Below are 22946 nucleotides of genomic sequence, written 5' to 3' on the forward strand. Positions count from 1 at the left end.
CGCAGGATATTTGTCAGGAGGAATCAATGAGTTTGCAGTCTGTACAACAGTTTTTTGCCGAACACGCTCCGGATATAGAGATCATTGAGCTTAACCAAAGCACAGCGACTGTTGCCCTTGCTGCTGCCGCGCACAACGTTGAACCCGGCCAAATTGCCAAAACGCTGTCACTGAAAATTAAAAATGACGTGATTCTGGTGGTTGCAAAAGGCGATGCGCGTCTGGATAACAAAAAGCTTAAAGAGACATTCGGCGCAAAAGCCCGCATGCTCAGCAGCGATGAGGTAGTCACCCTGACGGGTCATCCTGTCGGCGGCGTCTGCCCTTTCGGACTGGAAAATCCGCTCTCTGTTTACTGTGACATCACATTAAAACAGTACGCGGAAGTGTTACCCGCAGCGGGTGCCATCCACAGTGCGGTGCGTATATCGCCCGACAGAATGGCGGAGCTGACCGCAGCAAAATGGGTCGATGTCTGCATTTAAACGTTGCGCCAGAAGAACTCTGGCGCACCACTTAACGCTGAGAGAATGAAGGAACGGTGAGAGCTGAACGACGCACTTCCCGGGCAGGGAGATGCGCCAGGATATCCGCCGCATCCAGTAATCCCACGTCAGAATTGACGCCCAGCTTTACCATTGCGTTAAACTTATGCGCCCGGATGGTTTTAATATTGCGTTCAAGCTGCGCCGCAATTTCAGGGATTGAAAAACCCGATGACATATAACGCAGTATTGCCCTTTCGGTTGGGCTTAACATACGATTCTGGCTAACACACCAGTGATTGTACATGTTGTCATTCACCTGATGCGTTTCGCTGAGTAATGTCTCCAGCCCCTCCATTAGCTGCTTTAGCGGAACCGATTTACTGATTATCCCATGCAAGCGAGAAGGCGAAAGATGGCTGACCAGCCTCGCCTCCATTTCGTCAGAGGCCAGCACGATACGCTGGACGTCGCTGTGGGTGAAGGTAAGATCCCGTAAACAGGCCAGACAGTTTCTCCGCTCTTCACGCTCATCAGACAGTGAATAGATAACCGCATAGAATGAGATATCCACGAGCGCCGCTTTAAAGCTGGCGAATCTGCTAAACAGGTGCACCTGGTAATGGCTCAGGGCGGGCATCGCAAAGAGATGCTTCAGCCCTACAGAGCTCATTGAGCAGCTTTCGATGACGGCGATATGTCTTGTTGCAGTGGTCTTTTCCATTCCTCAAACTCTCCATAAGCCGACATTAAACTGAGTTCTCGCATTCCCTGGGTACTGCTTATCCACGCGTACATATCGGCATTACTGCGAAGTGATAAGCGGCGCATTGCACTGTTTTTCTGTGCACTGATCGTTTTATTACTTTTATTCAGCAGCGTGGCTATTTGGTTGATTCCCCAACCTTTACCTAATAAACGCAACACCTTGCGTTCAGAGTGGGTGAGCGCAATCATTTGCTCACTCTCTTCTTCAATATCGGACGTTTCCGGTATTAATAACGTCTGGCTTATTCGCTCGGCACGTTCACTGCCCGCGCGAATAGCGTTAATAACGCCTTCGATCGGTTCCATATCCGAAAGCAGCGTGCTTTCCGGACGCATAAGAAGCTCTACTGCAAGTGGATAAAGGGGACGCGAGACAAGGAATATCCAGTGAATGTCCCGATACTGATTCATTAATCCATAATACTGCTCAAGCGTGCCGCGAGGATTACGATACTCACCTGAAATATCGGCAATAACGACCCCAGCGCGACGCAATTGTAGTAGCGTCAACTCCTGCATCGAACGGCAGTACGTTATTTCAAAAATCAGGAAAATGACGCGTCATGACGCCACCTAGCCCATTTTGCATAACCGGCACTCTACTAATCACCACTCCGTGTTTACCATTCAATGGCAACATAGACCCTCCCTGTCATGAATTCATTATTTAAGAACGAACTAACCCTACGAGTTTAAACACGCTTGCATCCCTCAGTACAAAACGGCTTAATACTCGCAAATCAGAAGAAATGTCACATGGGTTAAGAAACGCCCAATACTGGCTTAATATCGCATAAAGACCACAAAACTTTAATTAAGATTGCGTGAAAAGATTGAAAATATGAAATTAGAAATACTTAATATATTGTCTTTATAAATCTATATTTTTATATTCATTAAATAAATAGAAAGTGCGGTTTTCTCCCCCTGCTCACGCGACTGATTGCACAAATGTTGATCTGGCCCAGCGCAAAGGGCCCTGCCCTTTGTGTTAAAAGTAAGCAATCTCTCTTCTCTTCAGGGCGTTTCATGCAGGCAGATCGGTCTACGCAACGTGCTACCACGCGGCTATGTATTCAGTGCGGGCTTTTTCTCTTACAACACGGGGCAGAAAGCGCCCTCGTGGAAGAACTTTCCACACGCCTTGGGCTGGCGCTGGGGATGGACAGCGTTGAGAGCTCCATCTCGTCAAATGCCATTGTGCTGACCACCATTAAAGACGGACAGTGCCTGACCTCCACCCGTAAAAATCATGACCGCGGCATTAACATGCACGTCGTGACGGAAGTGCAGCACATCGTGATCCTTGCTGAACACAAGCTGCTCGATCTGAGGGAGATAGAGAAACGCTTCAACCAGATCAAACCTCTCCGGTATCCACGCTGGCTGGTTGTGCTGATGGTGGGACTCTCCTGCGCCTGCTTCTGCAAGCTCAACGCGGGCGGCTGGGACGGCGCTGTCGTGACCTTCTTTGCCAGCAGCATCGCGATGTATGTCCGCCAGTTGTTGACGCACAGGCAACTGCATCCGCAAATTAACTTCTGCATCACGGCGTTCGTGGCGACAACCGTATCCGGCCTGCTTTTGCGCCAGCCTTACTTCGCCAGCACGCCTACTGTTGCGATGGCCGCCAGCGTATTGCTGCTGGTGCCGGGTTTTCCCTTAATCAACGCCGTCGCTGATATGTTCAAAGGCCACATCAACACCGGTCTGGCGCGCTGGGCGATAGCCAGCCTGCTGACGCTGGCGACCTGTATCGGGGTGGTAATGGCCATGACACTCTGGGGGTTACGCGGATGGGCGTGATGGATTTTCTGCTCGCACTGGCGCAGGACATGCTCCTGGCAGCCCTTCCCGCCGTTGGCTTTGCGATGGTGTTTAACGTCCCACAGCGTGCATTACCCTGGTGTGCGCTGCTGGGTGCCATTGGCCACGGCTCACGTATGATCATGATGACCTCGGGCTTTAATATCGAATGGTCGACGTTTATCGCCTCCATGCTGGTCGGCAGCATCGGTATTCAGTGGTCCCGCTGGTATCTGGCGCACCCGAAAGTGTTCACCGTGGCGGCAGTCATTCCTATGTTCCCGGGCATTTCAGCCTATACGGCGATGATCTCCGCCGTCAAAATCAGCCACTTTGGCTACAGCGAACCGCAGATGATCCTGCTTCTGAGCAATTTCCTTAAAGCCTCGTCGATTGTGGGCGCGCTCTCCATCGGCCTGTCGATCCCCGGATTATGGCTTTACCGCAAACGTCCACGCGTATAATAAAATCGCTTGCAATTGTATCGTGCGCTATCTATATTCATTTCATGGACGCAAAAACGAACGACACCACCAACGCGCTTCTGCTGGATAACCAGCTCTGTTTTGCCCTCTATTCGGCAAATCTGGCGCTTAACAAGCTGTACCGGCAACTGCTGGCGCCGCTTAACCTGACCTACCCGCAATACCTGGTGATGCTGGTGCTGTGGGAGCAGGATGATATTACGGTGTCAGACATTGGCGAGCGGCTGTTCCTGGATTCCGCCACGCTGACTCCCCTGCTGAAACGCCTGGAAAGCGCAGGATTAATCTTCCGCCAGCGTTCCCGTCAGGATGAGCGTCAGGTCGCCGTCACCCTGAGCGACACGGGTCGGGCGCTGCAACAGCAGGCCGTGACGATACCCCACGCCGTGGGCTGTGCAGCGCAGTGTGATACCGACACCATGCTGGCGCTCAAGCAACAGCTCGAACTTTTGCGCCAACAGCTTCATCGCGCGTAAGGCTATACTTTACGCGTCTGATTCTAACTTAATACATCGCGCGCTATTTAATAGTGCATATAAACGTAAGATGAGGAACCTGCCATGTCTTTAGAAAAAGTTGTCTACACTGCCAAAGCCAAAGCAACCGGAGGCCGTGATGGCCGCGCAACGTCTTCCGATGGCGTTCTGGATGTCAAACTGGGTGTGCCAAAAGAGATGGGCGGCATGGGGGGTGAAGTAACCAACCCTGAACAGCTGTTCGCTGCGGGCTACTCCGCCTGCTTCCTGGGCGCAATGAAGTTCGTTGCGGCACGCGACAAATTCGCTCTGCCAAAAGACGCCTTTATTGAAGGCGAAGTGGGGATTGGCCCGCTGCCAACCGGTTTTGGTATCGAAGCGAAGCTGAACATCCACGTTGAAGGGATGGACGCAGCGGAAGCCAAAAAACTGGTGGATGCAGCGCATATCGTCTGTCCGTACTCTAACGCGACGCGCGGCAATATCGACGTGACGCTGAACATCATCGCGTAAACAGCCCTTGTGATTTTAGCCCCGGTAAGCGTAACGCCGCCGGGGAAATCCTCTCCTTTCCTCTCCTCTCTCTGTGCTACCATAACCCTCAATCACGCCCGTAGTAATCAGTTGAGAAAGTGTTATGTCCTCCAGAATCCTGACCACCAGCATTGCTGGCATCGATGCCTTTATGCGCGATCCTCGCGGTGTGTTGACGCACGCCGAAGGCGGCACGCTCGCGGTATTTGCCGACAACGCCCCGGCGTTTTATGCGGTCACGCCGGAACGTCTGGCGCAGCTTCTGGAAATTGAAGCGAAGCTGTCGCGTCCGGCGAGCGATGTCATGCTGGATAATCAGTTTTTTGACGAACCCGCCAGCGCCCCGGTGGCCGTTCCAATGGGGAAATTTCCCATGTACGCCGGTTGGCAGCCGGACGCCGATTTTCAGCGGCAGGCGGCCTTATGGGGAATAGCCCTCGCGCAGCCCGCGACGCCAGAAGAGCTGGCGGCCTTTACCGCTTATTGGCAGGCTGAAGGAAAAGTCTTCCACCATGTTCAGTGGCAGCAAAAGCTCGCGCGCAGTCTGCAAATCAACCGCGCCAGCAACAATGGCCAGCCAAAACGTGATATCAATGCCTTTTCAGAACCGGACAAAAAAATCCCTGATGGATTCCGAGGTGCGAAATGAAAAACGTCGGCGACCTGATGAAACGTTTGCAGAAGATGATGCCCGCCAACGTGAAGCCCGCCTTCACCACCGGTGAAGAGCTGCTGGCATGGCAAAAAGAGCAAGGTAAAATTCGCGCGGCTGCCCTCGCCCGCGAAAACCGCGCGATGAAAATGCAGCGCACCTTTAACCGCTCGGGCATTCGCCCTCTGCACCAGAACTGTTCCTTCGAGAATTATAAGGTCGAGTCACAGGGGCAGATGAACGCCCTCAACCAGGCGCGCCAGTACGTGGATGAATTTGACGGCAACATTGCCAGCTTCATCTTTAGCGGAAAACCCGGCACGGGGAAAAATCACCTTGCGGCCGCTATCTGCAACGAGCTGCTGCTGCGCGGGAAGTCAGTGCTGATTATCACCGTGGCCGATATTATGTCCGCCATGAAGGACACCTTCAGTAACCGCGAAACCAGCGAAGAACAGCTGCTGAATGATTTGAGTAACGTGGATTTGCTGGTCATCGACGAGATCGGCGTCCAGACGGAGTCCCGCTACGAAAAAGTGATCATCAATCAGATTGTCGATCGCCGTTCGTCGTCAAAACGCCCAACCGGTATGCTGACGAACCACAATATCGACGAGATGACCCGACTTCTTGGCGAGCGGGTGATGGATCGCATGAAGCTGGGTAACAGCCTGTACGTCATCTTCGACTGGGACAGCTATCGCAGCCGCGTCACCGGCAAAGAGTATTAAGATATTTCCAGGGAGCACCGGAAGAGCAGAGGTATATACTGAACCCACTTTTGGCCCAAAACGGACCTTGTTGAGTAAATCATTATGAAAAAACAGTTTCTTATCAGCATCCTTACTGGCGCCCTGCTGGTGACTGGCGCAGCGCAGGCCGCATCATGGCAGGAGTCGCTCTCCAGCGCAGCAAGTGAGTTAACCAAAGAGAGCGGCACTTCCCAGGGCGGGCTGTCAGCCTCGTCCCTCACCGGCCTGCTGAGTAACAGCTCCCAAAGCCTGAGCGCCGGAACGATGAACAACGCGGCGGGCATTCTGGAATACTGCGCGAAGCAGAAACTGGCTTCCGTTACCGATACCGAAAACATCAAAAACCAGGTACTGGGTAAACTGGGTCTGGACACCCAGGAGCAGAAAGCGGACACCAACTATATGGACGGTATTCAGGGTCTGCTGAACGCGCAAAATGGCCAGCAGCTGAACCTCAGCACCCTTGGAAATTCATCTCTGGCGAAACAGGTAAAAACGAAAGCCTGCGATCTGGTGCTGAAACAAGGCGTTAATTTCCTCTCCTGATCGCCTCCCATTTTCTGCCACAACACGCCGGGTTTATTACGTTAGTCTTACACCGCGGCGTGAAGTGCGTTTTTTTACCCCCTGCCACCACCTCAGCCTCCGTGTGCCACGATGCGACTGTATTCAAAAATCCGATTTTATAAACCAAATCCTAACAACAGCACACTTTCGTGACACTAAAATTGCAGCTAAGCGACATCGCAATTACATTGTATTACCCAAAAAATAAGCAATTAGCCGGCTAAGCGTCCGGCATGATGAGGATCTGCTGTTGTCAGAGTTAATGTCCCTTGTCCTTTTCCTGGCTTCCATCGGCGTTTATGCCTGGAAAGCCGGTCGTCACACCTGGTGGTTTGTGGCCACCCTGGCGGTGCTCGGCATTTTTATTGTTTTAAACATTACGTTATATGCCAGCGATTACTTTACCGGCGACGGTATTAACGACGCGGTGCTCTACACGTTGACCAACAGCCTGACCGGCGCTGGTGTGGGTAAGTACATCCTTCCGGGTCTGGGGCTGGTGGTCGCCCTGGTGGGCATCTTCGCCGCGCTGGCCTGGGTTCTGCGCCGTCGCCGTCGCCGTCCGCATCATCATGGCTACAGCCTGCTGGCGCTGTGCCTGGCGCTGGCCTCCGTGGATGCCAGCCCGGCATTCCATCAAATTACCGAGCTGGTAAAATCCCAGTCGCGCGATGGCGATCCGGACTTTGCGGCCTATTACAAAGAACCCTCGAAGAAGATCGACAATCCCAGACTCAACCTGGTCTATATATACGGCGAAAGTCTGGAACGCACCTATTTTGATAACGATGCTTTCCCGAACCTGACGCCAGAGCTTGGCGCGCTGAAAGACCAGGGCCTCGACTTCAGCCACACCATGCAGCTGCCCGGTACGGATTACACCATCGCCGGGATGGTGGCCTCCCAGTGCGGCATTCCGCTGTTCGCTCCGTTTGAAGGCAACGCCTCCGCCTCAATGTCGAGCTTCTTCCCGCAGAACATTTGCCTCGGCGATATCCTGAAAAACTCGGGCTATGAAAACTACTTTATGCAGGGCGCTAACCTGCGCTTTGCCGGGAAAGATGTGTTCCTGAAATCTCACGGTTTCGATCACTTGTATGGTTCCGAAGAGCTGAAAACCACGGTGGCCGATCCGACCTACCGCAACGACTGGGGCTTTTACGACGATACCGTTCTTGATGAAACCTGGAAGAAATTCGAGGAGCTTTCCCGCGCCGGTAAACGCTTCTCGCTGTTTGCGTTGACCGTTGACACGCATCATCCGGATGGTTTCGTCTCACGCACCTGTAAACGTCAGGGCTATGACATTGACGGTAAAAACAACAAGTCGTTCAGCGCCGTGACCTGTAGCCAGGAGCATATCGCGGCGTTAATCGAGAAAATCAAAGCGTCGCTGTATTTCAAAAATACGGTCATCGTCGTCTCATCTGACCATCTGGCGATGAAAAACAGCGCCTGGGATGAGCTGAATAAGCTGGATCGCAGCAACCTGTTCTTTGTGCTGCGCGGCGATAAACCGCAGCAGGAGATCATTGCCGCTAAACGTAACTCGATGGATAACGGCGCTACCGTGCTGGATATTCTGGGTGGCGATAACTTCATTGGCCTGGGTCGCAGTACGCTGTCGGGCCAGTCCCTGTCGGAAATCTTCCTCAACATGAAGGAAAAAATCCTCGCCTGGAAGCCGGATATCATTCGTCTGTGGAACTTCCCGAAAGAGATAAAAGACTTCACCATCGATCAGGATAAAAAAATGATCGCGTTCTCCGGCAGCCATTTCCGCCTGCCGCTGCTGCTGCGCGTGTCGGATAACCGCGTCGAGCCGCTGCCGGAAAGCGAATACTCCGCGCCACTGCGCTTCCAGCTGGCGGAATTTGCCCCGCGCGATAATTTCGTCTGGGTCGACAAATGCTACAAAATGGGCCAGCTCTGGTCGCAACAGCTCTCGCTGTCCACCGACTGGTGCGTCTCTCAGGGGCAACTCGGCGGCGAGCAGACCGTGCAACACGTTGACAAACCGCAGTGGCAGGGAAAAACCGCGTTTAAAGATACGATTATTGATACCGCACGCTATCAGCGCAACGTAGACCTGCTGAAAATCGTCGACAACGACATTCGTTATAAAGCAGACAGCTTCATCTTTAATGTTGCCGGCGCGCCGGAAGAGGTGAAGCAGTTCAGCGGTATTTCACGGCCGGAATCCTGGGGGCGCTGGTCTAACGCGCAGTTGGGCGATGAGGTGAAAATTGAATATACCCATCCGCTGCCGGAGAAATTCGATCTGGTGATCACCGCCAGGGCATTTGGTCCCAACGCAAACCGTCCTATACCGGTGCGCGTCGGTGATAAAGAACAGACGCTGACGCTGAGCAACGATGTCACCACCAGCACGATGCATTTCGATAACCCAACGCGCAGCAATACGCTGGTCATTGTGCCACCCGATCCGCAGTCCACTAACGAAGGGAATATTCTCGGTCACGCTCCGCGCAAGCTGGGGATCGGCATGGTGGAGATTAAAATTGTGAGCAGCGCTGGCTGATGACGGCGTTCACTCTTCGCCCGACGCGCATCGACGACGTCGCTGCCCTGCCCGCCATTGAACGCGCGGCGGGGCAGCGGTTTCGCGACGTTCCTGAGCTGGCCTGGCTGGCAGACAATGAGGTTATTTCTGTAGAAGATCACCTCGGTTACGCCGGACGCGGATTAAGCTGGCTGGCGCTGGCTGACGACAGGCCCGTGGGCTTTATTCTCGCCGAAGCTCATCCATCGTCGCTGTTTATTGTGGAACTGTCGGTTCACCTGGACTGGCAGGGACGAGGTCTTGGACGCCAGTTAATCGCCCGTGCCGCCGCGCATGCCCGCAGTCTGGGGCTGAACTCGCTGACGTTAACGACGTTTCGTGATGTCCCGTGGAATGCGCCCTTCTACAGGCGATTAGGGTTTGAAATGATGACGACGCTGACGCCGGAACTGCGCCAGAAACGCGAGGAAGAGACGGCGCATGGTTTAGCATATGGTTCCCGCTGCGCCATGCGCCTGCCTCTGTAAAATCGCCCGGTGGCGCTGCGCTTACCGGGCCTACAAAACCCAATTCCGCAGCCGCCACCCGGCAAAACCCACAATCCGTAGGCCGGGTCAGGCGCAGCCGCCACCCGGCAAAACGCACAGCGTCAGAACGTTTCCCAGTTATCGCCCGCGTCTGCGGTCGCCGGTTTACGCGCCACTACCGGTGCGGCAACGCTTTTCGCCGAGGCGAACTCGCGCGCCTTCATCTGTTCCTGCTGAATACGGAACACCGCAACGGCCTGCGTCAGACGGCTCGCCTGCTCTTCCAGTGCCGCGGCCGCCGCCGCAGACTCTTCCACCAGCGAGGCGTTCTGCTGGGTCACGCGATCCATCTCAGCCACCGCCAGCCCAACCTGGTCAATACCGCGGCTCTGCTCGTCAGACGCAGACGCGATTTCGCCCATGATATCCGTCACGCGCGTTACCGCATTCACGATCTCACCCATGGTTTCACCCGCGCTTTCAACAAGCGTTGAACCAATTTCCACGCGCCCCACGGAGTCTTCAATCAGGCTCTTGATCTCGCGAGCCGCCTGGGCGCTGCGCTGCGCCAGGTTTCGGACTTCACCTGCAACCACCGCAAAACCACGCCCCTGCTCGCCCGCACGCGCCGCTTCTACCGCCGCGTTCAGCGCCAGAATATTGGTCTGGAAGGCAATCCCGTCGATCACGCTGATGATATCGGCGATTTTCTGCGAACTGCCGGCGATGTCACGCATGGTCTGCACCACGTTATCCACCACCTTGCCGCCTTTCTGCGCGGTTTCAGACGCGCTCAGCGCCAGGTTACTCGCCTGACGGGCGTTCTCGGCGTTCTGCTTCACGGTGGCAGTCAGCTGTTCCATGCTGGCGGCGGTCTCTTCCAGAGAGGCAGCCTGCTGTTCGGTACGGGATGAGAGATCGTTATTGCCCATCGAGATTTCGCTCGCACCGCTGTAAATAGCGTTGGCGCCGTTACGCACGTCACCCACGGTACGCACCAGCTCGCCCTGCATATGGCGCAGGGAGTCAGCCAGTACACCCATCTCGTTGGAGCCTTCCACGTCGATGCGCTTCACCAGGTCGCCGCTGGCGATATGACGAATGCTGTCAATCAGACGGTTCAGCGGCGAAATCAGCGCCTGACGAATACCCAGCCAGACGGCAACAATCACCACCAGCACCGCAGCCAGCACGCTAATCAGCACCCAGATAGCCTGGCGGTAAGAGCTGTTGCTGTCTTCAACCGCGGTCTGATACAGCGCGTCGTTCTGTTGCAGGTAGTTGACGTACTGCTTCTCAAAGCCATCCTGATAGCTCTGGGTCGGCTGGTCGAAGAACTCATTGATTTTGCCCGCCCCCAGCAGCTGGATCAGCTCAGCCAGCGCGCCATGGTAAATATCGTAATTACGTTTGATTTCCAGTGCCGCAGCGTCGCTCTGACGCGGGTCGCGCGGCAGCGCTTCGTAATCCGCCCAGTTTTTTTCCGCCTGTTTCAGAGACGCAGAGGCAATCTGCATCAGCTCGGCGACGGTTGAGCCGCTGCCGATATTGTTCTGATCCATCATATAGCGGATACCCGCGCGGTTCAGGGTGTTACGGGTTTGCAGCAGCGCCACCCAGCTACCGTTCAGGGTGGATTGTTGCTGGCGAATGGTTTGCAGGATGGTGAAATTCTCTTTGTCATGCTTCAGGGCATTGAAGAAAAGACCACCAGACGTGAGTTGTAAAAGGCCAAATATCGCTAAAACCAGCAGTAAGCTGGTGACAATCTTGATTCGGTTTAACATGTTTTCTCTTTCCTCAGGCAGATACAGAATATTCGGCCTGGCATGAGAAAACTTTACGAAAATCATCCTGGAATTTAGGGTTTTTACGCTTCGTCCCTCGCGGCGATATGTCGGTTTCCAAGTTCAATAAACTCTTCCAGCAGCGCCGTGAGCTGCTTCATCTTCTCAGGCGTATATTCCGCCTCAATCTGCTGGTACGCCTCTTCCACCTGAGCCTGAGCACGCTGGTACAGCGCGTTGCCTTCTTTCGTCAGCGACACGTACAGCTTGCGCTGGTCAGTCACCGGTTTTAAGCGCAGCACCAGACCGTCGCGCTCCATCCGCGTCAGAATGCCGGTCAGGCTTGGGCGCAAAATGCAGGTGCGGAACGCAAGATCGTGAAAATCCATGGAGGGATGCTCGGCCAGCACGCGGACGATACGCCACTGCTGCTCGGTCAGATTATGCCGCTTCACTATCGGGCGGAAGTAGCCCATCGCCGCTTCACGCGCCTGCAACAGCGCGATGGTTAATGAGTCATGCATCATCTACCCCTTACATCATTAACAAATAAACAATTAAAAACAGATGCTTTTATAGACAACACGTTTTAACCCAAAAAGTCTAACAGAAACAAAGCTATTTTTTTAACTTATTGATTTAAATATATATTAACCCTTTTATGTAAATTTATTGTTATTTGCATCACAAATTATTCACTTCTGATTGCGAAACGAACAGCAAAAGCATAAAACCAGATCATTAACATATTAATGAAATCAAAACCGGACAGCCGGTTTGAGGAGTATGGGAATGAAAGGTACTGTTTTTGCCGTAGCGCTAAACCACCAAAGCCAGCGTGTGGCCTGGGCTGAGGCGTTTGAAAAAGCCCCCTATAACGCGCCGCCAAAAACGGCGGTGTGGTTTATCAAGCCACATAACACTGTTATCCGCGCAGGCGAACCGATTCCCTTCCCGCAGGGAGAAACCGTGTTAAGCGGCGCGACGGTGGCGCTGGTGGTGGGCAAAACCGCCAGCAAAGTACGCGTTGAAGAGGCGGCGGCGTACATCGCCGGCTACGCGCTGGCTAACGAAATCAGCCTGCCGGAAGAGAGCTTCTACCGTCCGGCGATCAAAGCCAAATGCCGGGATGGATTTTGCCCGCTCGGCGAACCTGTCGCCGTTGATAATGTGGATAATCTGACCATCATCACCGAGATCAACGGCCGCGAAGCGGACCACTGGAACACGGCCGATCTGCACCGCAACGCCGCCGAACTGCTGAGCGCCCTGAGCGAATTTGCCACCCTGAACCCCGGCGATGCGATATTGCTCGGCACTCCGCAAAGCCGCGTCGAAGTTCGCCCGGGCGATCGGGTACGTATTCTGGCAGAAGGATTTCCGCCGCTGGAAAACCCGGTGGTGGAGGAACGCGACGTTGCCATCGCTTCGCGCACGCCGCCGCACGCCACGCTGTTTGCCCTCGGTCTGAACTATGCCGACCACGCCAGCGAGCTGGACTTCAAGCCACCCACCGAGCCGCTGGTGTTTATCAAAGCGCCAAACACCTTTAACGGCGACAACCAGACCTCGGTGCGCCCAGACAACATTGAATACATGCATTACGAAGCCGAGCTGGTGGTGGTCATCGGCAAAACCGCGCGCAAGGTCAGCGAAGCCGAGGCGATGGACTATGTTGCGGGCTACACGGTGTGCAACGACTACGCCATCCGCGATTATCTCGAAAACTACTATCGCCCGAACCTGCGGGTGAAAAGCCGCGACGGGCTGACCCCCATCAGCCCGAACGTGGTGCCAAAAGAAGCCATTCCTGACCCGCACAACCTTCGTCTTCGCACCTACGTCAACGGTGAACTGCGTCAGGAAGGCACCACGGCAGACCTGATCTTCAGCATCCCCTACTTGATTGCGTATCTGAGTGATTTCATGACCCTGCAACCGGGCGACATGATTGCCACCGGCACGCCGAAGGGGCTGTCCGACGTGGTGCCGGGCGATGAGGTGGTGGTGGAAGTGGAAGGCGTAGGCCGTCTGGTAAACCGAATTGTCAGTGAGGAGACTGCAAAATGAAAAAGATTAACCACTGGATCAACGGTAAAAACGTCGCCGGAAGTGAGTACTTCCACACCACCAACCCGGCCTCCGGCGAGGTGCTGGCAGAAGTGGCCTCCGGCGGCGAAGCCGAAATCCATCAGGCCGTTGCCGCCGCCAAAGAGGCGTTCCCGAAATGGGCCAACCTGCCGATGAAGGAGCGCGCGCGCCTGATGCGTCGCCTGGGGGATCTGATTGACCAGAACGTGCCGGACATTGCCGCGATGGAAACCGCCGACACCGGCCTGCCGATCCACCAGACCAAAAACGTGCTCATTCCGCGCGCCTCGCACAACTTCGAGTTCTTCGCCGAGGTGTGCCAGCAGATGAACGGCAAAACCTACCCGGTCGACGACAAGATGCTCAACTACACCCTGGTGCAGCCGGTGGGTGTCTGCGCGCTGGTGTCGCCGTGGAACGTGCCGTTTATGACCGCCACCTGGAAGGTCGCGCCGTGCCTGGCCTTAGGGAATACCGCGGTGCTGAAGATGTCTGAACTCTCCCCGCTGACCGCCGACCGTCTGGGCGAGCTGGCCCTCGAAGCGGGCATTCCGGCGGGCGTGCTCAACGTGGTGCAGGGCTATGGCGCCACGGCGGGCGACGCGCTGGTGCGTCATCATGACGTGCGCGCCGTCTCCTTCACCGGCGGTACCGCCACCGGGCGCAACATCATGAAAAACGCCGGGCTGAAGAAGTATTCCATGGAGCTGGGCGGCAAATCGCCGGTGCTGATTTTTGAAGACGCGGACATTGAGCGCGCGCTGGACGCCGCCCTGTTTACCATCTTCTCCATCAACGGCGAACGCTGCACCGCCGGCTCGCGCATCTTCATCCAGCAGAGCATCTACCCGGAGTTCGTCAAACGCTTTGCCGAGCGCGCCAACCGCCTGCGCGTGGGCGACCCGACCGATCCGAACACCCAGATTGGCGCGCTCATCAGCCAGCAGCACTGGGAAAAAGTCTCCGGCTACATCCGCCTCGGCATTGAAGAGGGGGCAACCCTGCTGGCGGGCGGCCCGGACAAACCGACCGATCTGCCTGCGCACCTGAAAGGCGGCAACTTCCTGCGCCCGACCGTGCTGGCGGATGTCGATAACCGCATGCGCGTGGCGCAGGAGGAGATCTTCGGGCCAGTGGCCTGCCTGCTGCCGTTTAAGGACGAAGCGGAAGGCCTGCGCCTGGCCAACGACGTGGAGTACGGCCTGGCATCTTACATCTGGACCCAGGACGTCAGCAAAGTGCTGCGTCTGGCGCGCAGCATCGAAGCGGGCATGGTGTTCGTCAACACCCAGAACGTGCGCGACCTGCGCCAGCCGTTTGGCGGCGTGAAGGCCTCCGGCACCGGGCGTGAGGGCGGCGAGTACAGCTTCGAGGTCTTCGCGGAGATGAAGAACGTCTGTATCTCCATGGGTGACCATCCGATTCCAAAGTGGGGGATCTGACCATGGGTAAATTAGCGTTAGCGGCAAAAATCACACACGTTCCGTCAATGTATCTCTCCGAACTGCCGGGCAAAAACCACGGCTGCCGCCAGTCGGCCATCGACGGGCATAAAGAGATCAGCAAGCGCTGCCGCGAGCTGGGCGTGGACACCATTATCGTCTTCGACACCCACTGGCTGGTGAACAGCGCGTATCACATCAACTGCGCGGACCATTTTTCGGGCGTCTACACCAGCAACGAGCTGCCGCATTTTATTCGCGACATGACCTACGACTACGACGGCAACCCGGAACTCGGCCAGCTGATTGCCGACGAAGCGGTGAAGCTTGGCGTTCGCGCCAAGGCGCACAACATCCCGAGCCTGAAGCTGGAGTACGGCACGCTGGTGCCGATGCGCTACATGAACGCGGATAAGCACTTCAAAGTGGTCTCCATCTCGGCGTTCTGCACGGTTCACGACTTCGCCGACAGCCGCAGGCTGGGCGAGGCCATCATCAGTGCTATCGAAAAATACGACGGCACCGTGGCGGTGCTTGCCAGCGGCTCGCTCTCGCACCGCTTTATCGACGACCAGCGCGCGGAGGAAGGGATGAACAGCTACACCCGCGAGTTTGACCGCCAGATGGACGAGCGCGTGGTGAAGCTGTGGCGCGAGGGTCAGTTCAAGGAGTTTTGCAGCATGCTGCCGGAGTACGCCGACTACTGCTACGGCGAGGGCAATATGCACGACACGGTGATGCTGCTGGGGATGCTCGGCTGGGACAAATACAACGGTAAGGTGGAGTTTCTCACCGAGCTGTTCGCCAGCTCCGGCACCGGCCAGGTCAACGCCGTTTTCCCGCTGCCCGCGTAAGGAGCCACCATGCCGCATTTTATTGCTGAATGTACCGACAACATCCGCGAGCAGGCCGACCTGCCAGGGCTGTTCGCCAAAGTGAACGAGGCGCTCGCCGCCACGGGCATCTTCCCCATCGGCGGCATCCGCAGCCGCGCCCACTGGCTGGACACCTGGCAGATGGCAGACGGTAAGCACGATTACGCCTTTGTGCATATGACGCTGAAGATCGGCGCGGGGCGCAGCCTGGAAAGCCGGAAAGAGGTCGGTGAAATGCTGTTTGCGCTGATTAAAGATCATTTCGCAGCGCTGATGAACAGCCGGTATCTGGCGCTGTCGTTCGAGCTTGACGAGCTGCACCCGACGCTTAATTACAAGCAGAACAACGTGCACGCGTTGTTTAAGTAGCCGTTTGCTCGCCCGGTGGCGCTGCGCTTACCGGGCCTACAACGGCCCCAAACCGTAGGCCGGGTAAGCGCAGCGCCACCCGGCAACAGCAGCACCGAACCGTAGGCCGGGTAAGCGAAGCGCCACCCGGCAACAGCCGCACAAAGGATACGCCATGCTCGACAAACACACCCATACCCTGATCGCCCACCGCCTGCATCAGGCGGAACAATCCCGGGAGCAGATCCGCGCGATCTCGCTGGAGTACCCGGAGATCACCATTGAAGACGCCTACGCCGTCCAGCGCGAATGGGTGAGCCTGAAAATCGCCGAAGGCCGCGTGCTGAAAGGCCACAAGATCGGCCTCACCTCCAAAGCGATGCAGGCCAGCTCGCAGATCAGCGAGCCGGACTACGGCGCGCTGCTGGACGATATGTTCTTCCACGACGGCAGCGACATCCCCGTGGATCGCTTTATCGTCCCGCGCATCGAAGTGGAGCTGGCCTTCGTGCTGGCAAAACCGCTGCGCGGCCCGAACTGCACGATCTTCGACGTCTACAACGCCACGGATTACGTCATCCCCGCCCTGGAGCTGATCGACGCCCGCTGCCATAACGTTGACCCGGAAACCCAGCGCCCGCGCAAGGTGTTCGACACCATCTCCGATAACGCCGCCAACGCGGGCGTGATCCTCGGCGGCCGCCCGATTAAACCCGACGAGCTGGATCTGCGCTGGATCTCCGCCCTGCTCTACCGCAACGGCGTGATCGAAGAGACCGGGGTCGCCGCAGGCGTGCTTAACCACCCGGCAAACGGCGTGGCGTGGCTGGCGAACAAACTGGCGCCATACGACGTGCAGCTTGAGCCAGGCCAGATCATCCTCGGCGGCTCGTTTACCCGCCCGGTTGCCGCCAGCAGAGGCGACACCTTCCACGTCGACTACGGCAACATGGGCTCGATTAGCTGCCGCTTTGTGTAGGAGTGCACCATGGAAAACGCATTTAAGACCGCGCTGAAAGCCGGAAAGCCACAAATCGGCCTGTGGCTGGGGCTGACCAGCAGCTACAGCGCTGAGCTACTGGCCGGGGCCGGTTTTGACTGGCTGCTGATCGACGGGGAGCACGCGCCGAACAGCGTGCAGACCGTCCTGACTCAGCTCCAGGCCATCGCCCCTTATCCCAGCCAGCCGGTGGTGCGCCCATCGTGGAACGATCCGGTGCAGATCAAGCAGCTGCTGGACGTGGGGGCGCAAACCCTGCTGGTGCCGATGGTGCAAAACGCCGACGAAGCCCGTCTGGCGGTCAGCGCCACCCGCTATCCGCCTGCCGGCATTCGCGGCGTCGGCAGCGCGCTGGCGCGGGCGTCGCGCTGGAACCGCATCCCGGAGTATCTGCATCAGGCTAACGACGCCATGTGCGTGCTGGTGCAAATCGAAACTCGCGAGGCGCTGAAAAACCTGCCGCAGATCCTGGACGTGGAAGGGGTGGACGGCGTGTTTATCGGCCCGGCGGATCTGAGCGCCGACATGGGCTTCGCCGGTAATCCGCAGCACCCGGAGGTGCAGGCCGCCATTGAACAGGCGATCGCGCAGATCCTCAGCGCGGGCAAAGCGCCCGGCATCCTGATGGCGAATGAACAGCTGGCAAAACGCTATCTCAGCCTCGGCGCGTTGTTTGTCGCGGTCGGCGTGGATACCACCCTGCTCGCCCGCAGCGCCGAAGCGCTGGCGGCCCGCTTTACCGACGTCACCACAGCAGTTGATAACAATAAATCCGTCTACTAAACGTACGATGTGGAGCGCAACATGACGACCTCAACCCTGCATAATAAAGCTGTTGAACATCGCGTTATTAATAAGCTGTTCCGTCGTTTGATCGTGTTTCTTTTTATCCTGTTTGTTTTCTCGTTTCTCGATCGCATCAACATCGGCTTTGCCGGGCTGACGATGGGCAAAGATCTGGGCCTCACGTCGACCATGTTTGGCCTGGCCGCGACGCTGTTTTACGTGACCTACGTGCTGTGCGGTATCCCCAGCAACATCATGCTGGCGAAGGTCGGCGCCCGCAGCTGGATCGCCGGGATCATGGTGGTGTGGGGCATCGCCTCTACCTGCACCATGTTCGCCACCAGCCCCGAAACGCTTTATGTCCTGCGCATGCTGGTGGGCATTGCCGAAGCCGGTTTCCTGCCGGGCATTCTGGTCTATCTCACCTGGTGGTTCCCGGCGTATCACCGCGCCCGCGCCAACGCGCTGTTTATGATCGCCATGCCGGTGACCATGATGCTCGGCTCGATCCTCTCCGGGTACATTCTGGCGATGGACGGGCTGTGGAACCTGAAGGGCTGGCAGTGGCTGTTCCTGCTGGAGGGGCTGCCGTCGGTAGTGCTCGGCGTGGTGACCTGGTTCTACCTTAACGACACGCCGGATCAGGCCACCTGGCTGGATGATGACGAAAAGCAGGCACTCAAAACGATGATCGCTCGCGAGCAGGAGCTAGCCATTGCGCACGTCGCCACGCCGCGATCGACGCTGCGCGAGGTGCTGACGCCCGCCGTGCTGCTCTACACGCTGGCCTACTTCTGCCTGACGAATACGCTGAGCGCGATCAACATCTGGACGCCGCAGATCCTGCAAAGCTTCAACACCGGCAGCAGCAATATCGTGATCGGCCTGCTGGCGGCGATCCCGCAGTTTTGCACCATCCTCGGAATGATCTGGTGGAGCCGCCGCTCCGACAGGCTGAAAGAGCGAAAAAAGCACACCATCCTGCCGTATCTGTTTGCGGCGGCGGGATGGATGCTGGCCTCGGCGACCGATCACAGCCTGATCCAGCTGCTTGGCATCATCATGGCCTCAACCGGATCGTTTACCGCCATGGCGATATTCTGGACCACGCCGGATCAGGTTATTAGCCTGCAATCCCGCGCGGTGGCGCTGGCGGTGATCAACGCCATCGGCAACGTCGGGTCTGCCGTCAGCCCATTGCTGATAGGTATTCTGCGCGACGCGACCGGCAGCTTCAGCTCGGGGCTGTGGTTCGTGGCGGGTCTGCTGGTGGTGGGCGCGCTGGTGCTGACGCGCATTCCGATGACGCAGCGGGATCAACAGAGGAACGATCATGTGCCAGAGCCCCATCGCCAACATTGATATCAGCAAGGATTACGACGAAAGTCTGGGCACCGACGATGTGCATTACCAGTCGTTTGCCCGCATGGCGGCCTTTTTTGGCCGCGACATGCAGGCGCACCGCCACGACCAGTATTTTCAGATGCACTTTCTCGATACCGGGCAGATTGAGCTCCAGCTCGACGACCACCGTTACTCGGTGCAGGCGCCGCTGTTTGTGCTGACGCCGCCGTCGGTGCCGCACGCGTTTATTACCGAATCCGACAGCGACGGCCACGTGCTGACGGTGCGCGAGGATCTCATCTGGCCGCTGTTAGAAGTGCTCTACCCCGGTACGCGGGAAGCGTTCGGCCTGCCGGGGATCTGCCTGTCGCTTGCCGACAAGCCGGACGAGCTGGCGGCGCTGAAGCACTACTGGCAGCTGATTGCCCGGGAATCCACGGAACAACTGCCCGGTCGCGAGCATACGCTGGTCCTGCTGGCCCAGGCCGTTTTTACCCTGTTGCTGCGCAACGCGAAGCTCGACGACCACGCGTCAGGCGGCATGCGCGGTGAGCTGAAGCTTTTTCAGCGCTTTAACCAGCTGACAGATGCTCATTACCACGAGCACTGGACGGTGCCGGAGTATGCAAGCGAATTGCATCTCACCGAATCTCGCCTGACCGATATCTGTCGCCGCTTCGCCAACCGCTCGCCGAAACGGCTGATCTTCGACCGCCAGCTGCGGGAAGCCAGGCGTTTGCTGCTGTTTTCCGACAGCACAGTGAGCGAAATTGCCTGGCAGCTGGGGTTTAAAGATCCGGCCTATTTCGCCCGTTTTTTTAACCGACTGACGGGGTGTTCACCCAGTGCATACCGGGCGCAGAAAGTACCGGTTTCCTGAACGCATAACGGTTCGTAGGGCGGGTAAGCGCAGCGCCACCCGCCGAAAAGCCGCACAGATCACAAATCCACCTCTCACCCGAAAAGTACCTGCCGTTGTCCCAATCGTCCCTTCACGTTCCGCCCCTCTCACGCTTCAATTAAACAACAAAAACAAAACATAAATTTAACAACCATCTTCCGATACGAGGTCCCTATGAAGCCTGAAGATTTCCGCGCTGATGCCAAACGTCCGTTAACCGGTGAAGAGTATTTAAAAAGCCTGCAAGATGGCCGTGAGATTTATATCTACGGCGAGCGCGTTAAGGACGTCACTACCCACCCGGCATTTCGCAATGCGGCGGCGTCCATCGCCCAGATGTACGATGCCCTGCACAAGCCAGACATGCAGGATACCCTCTGCTGGGGTACCGATACCAGCAGCGGCGGCTACACCCATAAATTCTTCCGCGTGGCGAAAAGTGCCGACGATCTGCGCCAGCAGCGTGACGCCATCGCCGAGTGGTCGCGCCTGAGCTACGGCTGGATGGGGCGTACGCCGGACTACAAAGCCGCGTTCGGCTGCGCGCTCGGCGCTAACCCTGCCTTCTACGGTCAGTTCGAGCAGAACGCCCGCAACTGGTACACCCGTATTCAGGAAACCGGCCTGTACTTTAACCACGCCATCGTCAACCCGCCGATCGATCGCCATAAACCGGCGGACGAGGTGAAAGACGTTTACATCAAGCTGGAGAAAGAGACCGACGCCGGGATCATCGTCAGCGGCGCGAAAGTGGTGGCCACCAACTCGGCATTGACCCACTACAACATGATCGGTTTTGGTTCTGCGCAGGTGATGGGCGAAAACCCGGACTTCGCGCTGATGTTCGTCGCGCCGATGGATGCCGAAGGGGTGAAGCTGATCTCCCGCGCCTCTTACGAGATGGTGGCAGGGGCGACAGGCTCTCCGTACGACTACCCGCTCTCCAGCCGCTTTGACGAGAACGACGCCATTCTGGTAATGGATCATGTGCTGATCCCGTGGGAAAACGTGCTGATCTACCGTGATTTCGACCGCTGCCGTCGCTGGACGATGGAAGGTGGCTTCGCCCGCATGTACCCGCTTCAGGCCTGCGTGCGTCTGGCAGTGAAGCTCGACTTCATCACCGCTCTGCTGAAGAAGTCGCTGGAGTGTACCGGCACCCTCGAGTTCCGCGGCGTGCAGGCGGATCTCGGCGAAGTGGTGGCGTGGCGCAACATGTTCTGGGCGCTGAGCGACTCCATGTGCTCCGAAGCCACGCCGTGGGTTAACGGCGCGTATCTGCCTGACCACGCGGCGTTACAGACCTACCGCGTGATGGCACCAATGGCCTATGCGAAGATCAAGAACATCATCGAACGTAACGTGACCTCCGGGCTGATCTACCTACCGTCCAGCGCGCGGGACCTGAACAACCCGCAGATCGACCAGTACCTGGCGAAGTACGTGCGCGGCTCCAACGGGATGGATCATGTCGAACGCATCAAGATTCTGAAACTGATGTGGGATGCCATCGGCAGCGAGTTTGGCGGACGTCACGAGCTGTACGAAATCAACTACTCCGGTAGCCAGGATGAGGTCCGCCTGCAATGCCTGCGTCAGGCGCAAAGCTCCGGCAACATGGACAAGATGATGGCGATGGTTGACCGCTGCATGTCCGAGTACGACCAGCACGGCTGGACCGTACCGCACCTGCACAACAACACTGATATCAACATGCTGGATAAGCTGCTGAAATAACGCAGCGGGAGGTTTCAATGCAATCTGAAGAACGCCTGCGTTTTCGCGACGCGATGGCCAGCCTGTCGGCGGCGGTGAATGTGATCACTACCGAGGGCGATGCGGGTCGCTGCGGCATTACCGCCACCGCCGTCTGCTCGGTCACGGACACCCCGCCTTCGGTCATGGTCTGCATTAACGCCAGCAGCGCCATGAACCCGGTCTTCCAGGGCAACGGCAAACTGTGCGTCAACGTGCTGAACCACGAGCAGGAGATCATGGCCCGCCACTTTGCCGGGATGACCGGCATGGCAATGGAGGAACGCTTTGCTCTCTCCTGCTGGCAGAAAGGACCGCTGGCGCAGCCGGTGCTGAAAGGCGCCCTGGCAAGCCTGGAAGGTGAGATAACCCAGGTGCAAACCATCGGCACCCATCTGGTCTACCTTGTTGAGATTAAGAACATCATCCTCAGCAGCGAGGGGCACGGCCTGATCTACTTCAAACGCCGTTTCCACCCGGTGATGATGGAGATGGAAGCCGCGATTTGATCCCGTTGCACAAAAAAACGCTAAGGTTTCCGCAAAGGTGCGCCGTTAACTATCCATAAGATAAATTTTCCGGGGCGGCTGGCGACGTCGTCAGCCGCCCCCTTAACGCTGGAAAGTCTTATGGCCCCTTCACCCCGAAGCCGCTCGGCTGAACGTCTGGTTGAAATCATTATTGCCCTGCACCGCAACGGAAGCGTTAATCGCCGCGATCTGATGCAAAAATTTGGCATTACCGAACGCACGGTGTACCGCGATTTACAGGCGCTTTCCCCGATTATTGAACACGACGGCAAAGGGCGCTATCAGCTGCTGCCCGCGTATCAGCCCTGCCGCTGCGTGCACTGCCCTGAAGCGAACGACAAAAGCCCACAGGGCTAAATTATTCTCAGTGATCTCAATCACATATTTTCTCCCACCGGGGGTGAGCCTTAACCACTCACCCTCGCTTTTGACCGCTCACGCATCGCTTTCAACCACTCACCCATTTACCGTGCTTTACACGCGCGAGGATCTGGCACGATCGCTCCAGCAT

24 protein-coding genes and 1 pseudogene are annotated in these 22946 nt (G+C 57.0%); 21 read left to right on the forward strand and 4 right to left on the reverse strand.

Annotated features, from left to right (window positions below; all coding sequences use genetic code 11):
- Positions 1-26 precede the first annotated feature (26 nt).
- Positions 27-485 carry a YbaK/EbsC family protein gene (locus tag SK58_RS20805; RefSeq protein WP_003856572.1) on the forward strand — a complete coding sequence of 153 codons (459 nt, stop codon included), beginning with the start codon at positions 27-29 and terminating at the stop codon, positions 483-485.
- Between the two features lie 31 nt (positions 486-516).
- On the opposite strand, the gene bglJ is transcribed toward SK58_RS20805, so the two are convergent.
- Both bglJ and SK58_RS20815 read right to left on the reverse strand, forming a co-directional pair.
- Positions 517-1158 carry a DNA-binding transcriptional activator BglJ gene (gene bglJ / locus SK58_RS20810; RefSeq protein ID WP_048220385.1) on the reverse strand — a complete coding sequence of 214 codons (642 nt, stop codon included), beginning with the start codon at positions 1156-1158 and terminating at the stop codon, positions 517-519.
- Positions 1155-1893: pseudogene (locus SK58_RS20815) on the reverse strand (LuxR C-terminal-related transcriptional regulator). The gene bglJ and the pseudogene SK58_RS20815 overlap by 4 nt, the downstream one beginning before the upstream one ends.
- A 389-nt stretch (positions 1894-2282) precedes the next feature.
- Between SK58_RS20815 and SK58_RS20820 the strand changes: the two are divergent.
- The 9 genes from SK58_RS20820 (at position 2283) to SK58_RS20860 (ending at position 9576) form a co-directional block, all read left to right on the forward strand.
- Positions 2283-3059, forward strand: coding sequence for a threonine/serine exporter family protein (locus SK58_RS20820; RefSeq protein ID WP_017383842.1), 777 nt, complete (start codon positions 2283-2285; stop codon positions 3057-3059).
- Positions 3050-3523, forward strand: a complete 474-nt coding sequence (locus SK58_RS20825) for a threonine/serine exporter (RefSeq protein WP_015572605.1) — start codon at positions 3050-3052, stop codon at positions 3521-3523. Before SK58_RS20820 ends, SK58_RS20825 begins: the two co-directional genes overlap by 10 nt.
- Before the next feature lie 44 nt (positions 3524-3567).
- A complete protein-coding gene (locus SK58_RS20830) occupies positions 3568-4020 on the forward strand; it encodes a MarR family winged helix-turn-helix transcriptional regulator (protein WP_045338421.1) in 453 nt (150 codons plus the stop codon).
- 84 nt (positions 4021-4104) lie between these two features.
- Positions 4105-4533 (forward strand): organic hydroperoxide resistance protein, encoded by a 429-nt coding sequence (locus SK58_RS20835; protein WP_003856578.1) that lies wholly within the window; start codon positions 4105-4107, stop codon positions 4531-4533.
- A gap of 124 nt (positions 4534-4657) precedes the next feature.
- Entirely contained in the window at positions 4658-5203 is a 546-nt protein-coding gene (gene dnaT, locus SK58_RS20840) for a primosomal protein DnaT (RefSeq protein WP_048220386.1), read from the forward strand.
- The gene (dnaC, locus tag SK58_RS20845) at positions 5200-5937 is read left to right on the forward strand and encodes a DNA replication protein DnaC (RefSeq protein ID WP_003856580.1); all 738 of its coding nucleotides are present in this window, start codon (positions 5200-5202) and stop codon (positions 5935-5937) included. The genes dnaT and dnaC overlap by 4 nt, the downstream gene beginning before the upstream one ends.
- A gap of 84 nt (positions 5938-6021) precedes the next feature.
- On the forward strand, positions 6022-6504 hold the full coding sequence (locus SK58_RS20850) for a YjjA family protein (RefSeq protein ID WP_015572603.1): 483 nt from the start codon (positions 6022-6024) through the stop codon (positions 6502-6504).
- Positions 6505-6775: 271 nt separating this feature from the next.
- Complete coding sequence (gene opgB, locus SK58_RS20855; RefSeq protein ID WP_048220387.1) at positions 6776-9067, forward strand: phosphatidylglycerol--membrane-oligosaccharide glycerophosphotransferase; 2292 nt, start codon at positions 6776-6778, stop codon at positions 9065-9067.
- Complete coding sequence (locus SK58_RS20860; RefSeq protein ID WP_032103061.1) at positions 9067-9576, forward strand: GNAT family N-acetyltransferase; 510 nt, start codon at positions 9067-9069, stop codon at positions 9574-9576. The genes opgB and SK58_RS20860 overlap by 1 nt, the downstream gene beginning before the upstream one ends.
- Before the next feature lie 122 nt (positions 9577-9698).
- On the opposite strand, the gene tsr is transcribed toward SK58_RS20860, so the two are convergent.
- Both tsr and hpaR read right to left on the reverse strand, forming a co-directional pair.
- Positions 9699-11363 carry a methyl-accepting chemotaxis protein gene (gene tsr, locus SK58_RS20865; protein WP_017383845.1) on the reverse strand — a complete coding sequence of 555 codons (1665 nt, stop codon included), beginning with the start codon at positions 11361-11363 and terminating at the stop codon, positions 9699-9701.
- 83 nt (positions 11364-11446) lie between these two features.
- Entirely contained in the window at positions 11447-11887 is a 441-nt protein-coding gene (gene hpaR, locus SK58_RS20870) for a homoprotocatechuate degradation operon regulator HpaR (protein ID WP_017383846.1), read from the reverse strand.
- Positions 11888-12155: 268 nt separating this feature from the next.
- Between hpaR and hpaG the strand changes: the two genes are divergently transcribed.
- From hpaG to SK58_RS20925, 11 genes are all read left to right on the forward strand, one after another.
- Complete coding sequence (hpaG, locus tag SK58_RS20875; RefSeq protein WP_048220388.1) at positions 12156-13433, forward strand: 4-hydroxyphenylacetate degradation bifunctional isomerase/decarboxylase; 1278 nt, start codon at positions 12156-12158, stop codon at positions 13431-13433.
- Complete coding sequence (gene hpaE, locus SK58_RS20880; RefSeq protein ID WP_023303046.1) at positions 13430-14896, forward strand: 5-carboxymethyl-2-hydroxymuconate semialdehyde dehydrogenase; 1467 nt, start codon at positions 13430-13432, stop codon at positions 14894-14896. The genes hpaG and hpaE overlap by 4 nt, the downstream gene beginning before the upstream one ends.
- Positions 14897-14898: 2 nt before the next feature.
- Positions 14899-15750, forward strand: coding sequence for a 3,4-dihydroxyphenylacetate 2,3-dioxygenase (gene hpaD, locus SK58_RS20885; protein ID WP_032652486.1), 852 nt, complete (start codon positions 14899-14901; stop codon positions 15748-15750).
- Positions 15751-15759: 9 nt separating this feature from the next.
- Entirely contained in the window at positions 15760-16140 is a 381-nt protein-coding gene (locus SK58_RS20890) for a 5-carboxymethyl-2-hydroxymuconate Delta-isomerase (RefSeq protein WP_045339629.1), read from the forward strand.
- A gap of 154 nt (positions 16141-16294) precedes the next feature.
- On the forward strand, positions 16295-17098 hold the full coding sequence (gene hpaH, locus SK58_RS20895; protein WP_015572593.1) for a 2-oxo-hept-4-ene-1,7-dioate hydratase: 804 nt from the start codon (positions 16295-16297) through the stop codon (positions 17096-17098).
- 9 nt (positions 17099-17107) lie between these two features.
- Positions 17108-17902 carry a 4-hydroxy-2-oxoheptanedioate aldolase gene (gene hpaI, locus SK58_RS20900; RefSeq protein WP_015572592.1) on the forward strand — a complete coding sequence of 265 codons (795 nt, stop codon included), beginning with the start codon at positions 17108-17110 and terminating at the stop codon, positions 17900-17902.
- Between the two features lie 21 nt (positions 17903-17923).
- Positions 17924-19267, forward strand: a complete 1344-nt coding sequence (hpaX, locus tag SK58_RS20905) for a 4-hydroxyphenylacetate permease (RefSeq protein WP_048220389.1) — start codon at positions 17924-17926, stop codon at positions 19265-19267.
- Entirely contained in the window at positions 19239-20129 is an 891-nt protein-coding gene (hpaA, locus tag SK58_RS20910; protein WP_047735126.1) for a 4-hydroxyphenylacetate catabolism regulatory protein HpaA, read from the forward strand. The genes hpaX and hpaA overlap by 29 nt, the downstream gene beginning before the upstream one ends.
- A 195-nt stretch (positions 20130-20324) precedes the next feature.
- Positions 20325-21887, forward strand: a complete 1563-nt coding sequence (gene hpaB / locus SK58_RS20915) for a 4-hydroxyphenylacetate 3-monooxygenase, oxygenase component (protein ID WP_048220390.1) — start codon at positions 20325-20327, stop codon at positions 21885-21887.
- 17 nt (positions 21888-21904) lie between these two features.
- Positions 21905-22414, forward strand: coding sequence for a 4-hydroxyphenylacetate 3-monooxygenase reductase subunit (locus SK58_RS20920; RefSeq protein WP_023303043.1), 510 nt, complete (start codon positions 21905-21907; stop codon positions 22412-22414).
- Between the two features lie 120 nt (positions 22415-22534).
- Positions 22535-22792: an HTH domain-containing protein gene (locus SK58_RS20925; RefSeq protein WP_017383855.1), complete on the forward strand. Its 258-nt coding sequence runs from the start codon at positions 22535-22537 to the stop codon at positions 22790-22792.
- Positions 22793-22946: the final 154 nt, after the last annotated feature.

The organism is Enterobacter sp. BIDMC93 (assembly GCF_001037805.1).
Lineage (GTDB): Bacteria > Pseudomonadota > Gammaproteobacteria > Enterobacterales > Enterobacteriaceae > Enterobacter > Enterobacter hormaechei_C.